Raw genomic sequence first — 3129 nt, 5'->3', positions numbered from 1 at the left:
CACCAGCGGTTCATGCCGCAGCGCCATGGCGGCGACATCCGGGTCATCATCGGCTGGCGGCGAGTAGACAAAGCCCAGATCCAGCGACCGCTGCCGTAGCCCTTCCAACTGCGCCGCAGAACGCAGGCTTCTCAGCTGCAGGTGGAAATCCGGCCGGTCGCGACGGAACTGGCGCAGCATCCCGGCGACAAGTCCGGCATGAACGGCCCCTTCGACATAGCCGATGGCGAGCCGGCCGACGGCGCCGCTGGCCAGGTTGCGGCCGAACTCTTCCAGTCGGCGCGCATTGGACAGCAGCGCGCGGGCCTCGGTAAGGAAGGCCCGGCCCTCGGCGTTGAGATGGACCCGCTGTTTTGCCCGTTCGAACAGAGCGACGCCGAGCTGCTCCTCGAGCTGCATGATCTGCCGGCTGAGTGGCGACTGAGAAATATGCAGCATTTCGGCGGCGCGCCCGACATTGCCGGTTTCGGCGACGGTGACGAAATACCTGATCTGGCGCAGGTCGAACATTTTTCTCCAGGCTCCAGTCCCCTGAGGTCTCAACTTTATCCTAACCAGTCTTGGACAGTCTGACCAGCGGGAGCGATAGTTCGGCCATCCAACCACAGGAGACCGCCATGCAGTTCTTTGCCCTTCTCACCCGCAACACCGAAAAATTTGCCGATGCCGATTTCGCTCCGCTTCTGCCCGGCGAAGCCGAACAGCGGCGCACGCTCTATGCCGAAGGCGCGGTACGCCAGGTGTGGAACCGAGGCGACATCCCGGGCAGCGGCATGATGCTCGAAGCCGCCGATGATGCAGAGGTTCGCGGCCACCTCGCCACCTTGCCGCTGGTCAAGGCCGGCATGATGGACATTGTCGCAATCGTGCCCCTCAAGCCCTACCCCGGCTTCGGCCCGAAGCACTGACCGGGGCACAATCCGGGGTGGCGAAGGCGTCACCACCGGATTGACGTGGGTGATCGACAGACCGTGATCGGCTGTCAAGAAACCGTCACACGGAACCGGGTTCGCTCGTGCTAGAAATCAAGGCCAGGCAGCCGCCGTGCGGTGCCTTTTCGGAACATGCATCTGGCACCGCCCCATGGATATCACTCTCGCCCCGGAAGACACCGGCCTGTCGGCCTACCTGCCCGACGAGCACGGATTGTTCTTCATCTATCATTTCACCGCTGAGGGCGTGCGAACCAGGGACGCCGCCGCCGCGCACTGGACATGGCGCAGCTACCAGCTTTCCGACATGCGGGCCCGCCATGAGATCGGCGCCGACCAGGCTTTGCCGGCACCTGTGCGCGAAGCTTTCCTGTCCGCCAGCCATGGCTGCCATATCGACCTCGAGGACGACTGGCTCTATGGCGATCTGCCGGACCTGCGCCATGACTATTCGGCGGAAGCGGGCGGGCTTGGCCATTTCCGCTTCGCGCTCAACGACACGATGCTGGTCGGCGCCCGCAAGCAACCGCTGCAGTCGGTCGACAACATCCGCAAGGCGATCGAGAATGGATCGCGCAAGTTCCGCTCGCCGGCCGAGTTGATCGAGGCGGTTGTCGGCCAGTCTTTTGACGGCATGGTGGCTGAACTCGCGGCACTCGGCGACAGCCTCGACGGGATCGAGGATCGCATCGTCTGCGACGCATGGCACAATGAACGGCAATCCCTCGTCGACGCGCGCCGGCATCTGGTGGTGATCCACAGGCAGATGGCGACGTTGACCAATCTGTTTCGCCATCTCGACCACTCGCACCGTAACGACCTGCCCGACAGCATCAACGACATGGCCGCGCGTCTTTCACACAGGGCGCAGACGCTGCACTATGATGGCGAACAATTGCAGGCACGCGCCCGGCTGTTGCAGGACGAGCTTATGGCCAAGCTGACGACGCAGTCGAACCGGCTGCTGTACGTACTGTCGGTGATGACGGCGGTGCTGTTGCCGATGACCATCATCTCGGGCCTGTTCGGCATGAATGTCGGCGGCCTGCCGCTGGTCGACACGCCAATGGGCTTCTGGGTGGTGACGGCGGTAGCGATGGTGATCGCGGGCGCGACCTATCTCTTTGTCAGGCGGCTCGGACAGATGTAACGCCCGCCCGGCGACTTTCACGCCGAGGCGCGAAGATCCTCGATGACGGTGCCGGCGGCGGCGGCTTCCGCTTCGTGGTCGGGCTCGCGCCAGGTCTCGGCCAAGCCAGCCGCATACCATTCGCGCATCGCCGGCAGGGCAAGCAACCGCGCTGGATAGGCTGCAGCCGCACCCTCGAAGGAGAGCCCATAGGACTGGGCGCGGAACGCCACCGGGGCAAAGAAAGCGTCGACGGCGGTAAAATGAGCGCCGGCCAGAAACGGCCCGCCGAAACGGGCAAGGCCATCGTTCCAGAGATCGCCGAGGCGAAAGATGTCCTGCTTCAGCGCATCGGACATCGGGAATGGCTTTACGCGCACGCCGCAACTCATCGGGCATGCCCCGCGCAATGCGGTGAAGCTCGAATGCATCTCGGCGGCGGCCGAGCGTGCCCAGGCGCGCGCCTTGGCCTCGACAGGCCACACGCCATGGTGGCGTTCGGCCAGATATTCGACGATGGCCAGCGAATCCCAGACCGCCCAGCCATCGTCGATCAGGCACGGCACGCGGCCGCTCGGCGAGAAGGGCCGGTACAGATCCCAACTCGATGCGGTCGGGAATGGCGTCAGCCGTTCCTCGAACGGGATGTTCAGCTCTCGCATCAACACCCAAGGCCGCAGCGACCATGAGGAATAATTTTTGTTGGCGATATGCAGCAGGTACATAGGGGATCCTTACCTTGCAGTCGGCACCGCCGGCCGGATCTCGCGGCCACGGAACATCGACCAGGAATACATCGCGAGCGCTGTCCAGATCAGGCCAAAGGCAATCGCCTGGGTGGTGCCGAAAGGCTCGTCGAAGATCAGCACGGCGATCAGAAACACAATGGTCGGCGCGATGTACTGCATGATGCCGATGGTGGACAGCCGCAGCAGCCTCGCGCCGAACGCAAACAGCAGCAGCGGGATCGATGTGACCGGACCGCAGCCGATCAGCAATGCCGTATCGGTGCCACTGCTGGATAAGATGTGGTCCTGTTCGGTCGCGATGAGATAGACGATGTAGCCA

General features: G+C 63.7%; 4 protein-coding genes and 1 pseudogene. 2 read left to right on the top strand and 3 right to left on the bottom strand.

Annotation, left to right across the window (positions count from 1 at the left end; translation table 11 throughout):
- A partial coding sequence (locus tag EN750_RS26115; RefSeq protein WP_127398295.1) for a LysR family transcriptional regulator occupies window positions 1-510 on the bottom strand: 510 nt, incomplete at its 3' end.
- A 107-nt stretch (window positions 511-617) separates the two neighbouring features.
- Here EN750_RS26115 and EN750_RS26110 point away from each other — a divergent pair.
- Window positions 618-908, top strand: a complete 291-nt coding sequence (locus EN750_RS26110) for a muconolactone Delta-isomerase family protein (protein ID WP_127398293.1) — start codon at window positions 618-620, stop codon at window positions 906-908.
- A 175-nt stretch (window positions 909-1083) separates the two neighbouring features.
- A complete protein-coding gene (locus EN750_RS26105) occupies window positions 1084-2082 on the top strand; it encodes a transporter (RefSeq protein WP_127398291.1) in 999 nt (332 codons plus the stop codon).
- A 17-nt stretch (window positions 2083-2099) separates the two neighbouring features.
- Here the strand turns inward: EN750_RS26105 and EN750_RS26100 are convergent, their stop codons facing one another.
- The gene (locus tag EN750_RS26100) at window positions 2100-2786 is read right to left on the bottom strand and encodes a glutathione S-transferase family protein (RefSeq protein WP_127398289.1); all 687 of its coding nucleotides are present in this window, start codon (window positions 2784-2786) and stop codon (window positions 2100-2102) included.
- 9 nt (window positions 2787-2795) lie between these two features.
- A pseudogene (locus tag EN750_RS26095) lies at window positions 2796-3129 on the bottom strand (EamA family transporter RarD); the annotation flags it as partial.

Origin of the sequence: Mesorhizobium sp. M7A.F.Ca.ET.027.03.2.1 (assembly GCF_003999175.1) — a bacterium.
GTDB lineage: Bacteria > Pseudomonadota > Alphaproteobacteria > Rhizobiales > Rhizobiaceae > Mesorhizobium.
The sequence above is the reverse complement of the archived record's forward strand: the minus strand, read 5'-3'. Positions and strand labels throughout refer to the sequence as shown.

What these genes read in the sequence shown, in the direction of transcription:
- EN750_RS26110 (WP_127398293.1), top strand. Translation starts at nt 618, where the DNA reads ATGCAGTTCTTTGCCCTTCTCACCCGCAACACCGAAAAATTTGCCGAT.
- EN750_RS26105 (WP_127398291.1), top strand. Translation starts at nt 1,084, where the DNA reads ATGGATATCACTCTCGCCCCGGAAGACACCGGCCTGTCGGCCTACCTG.
- EN750_RS26100 (WP_127398289.1), bottom strand. Translation starts at nt 2,786, where the DNA reads ATGTACCTGCTGCATATCGCCAACAAAAATTATTCCTCATGGTCGCTG.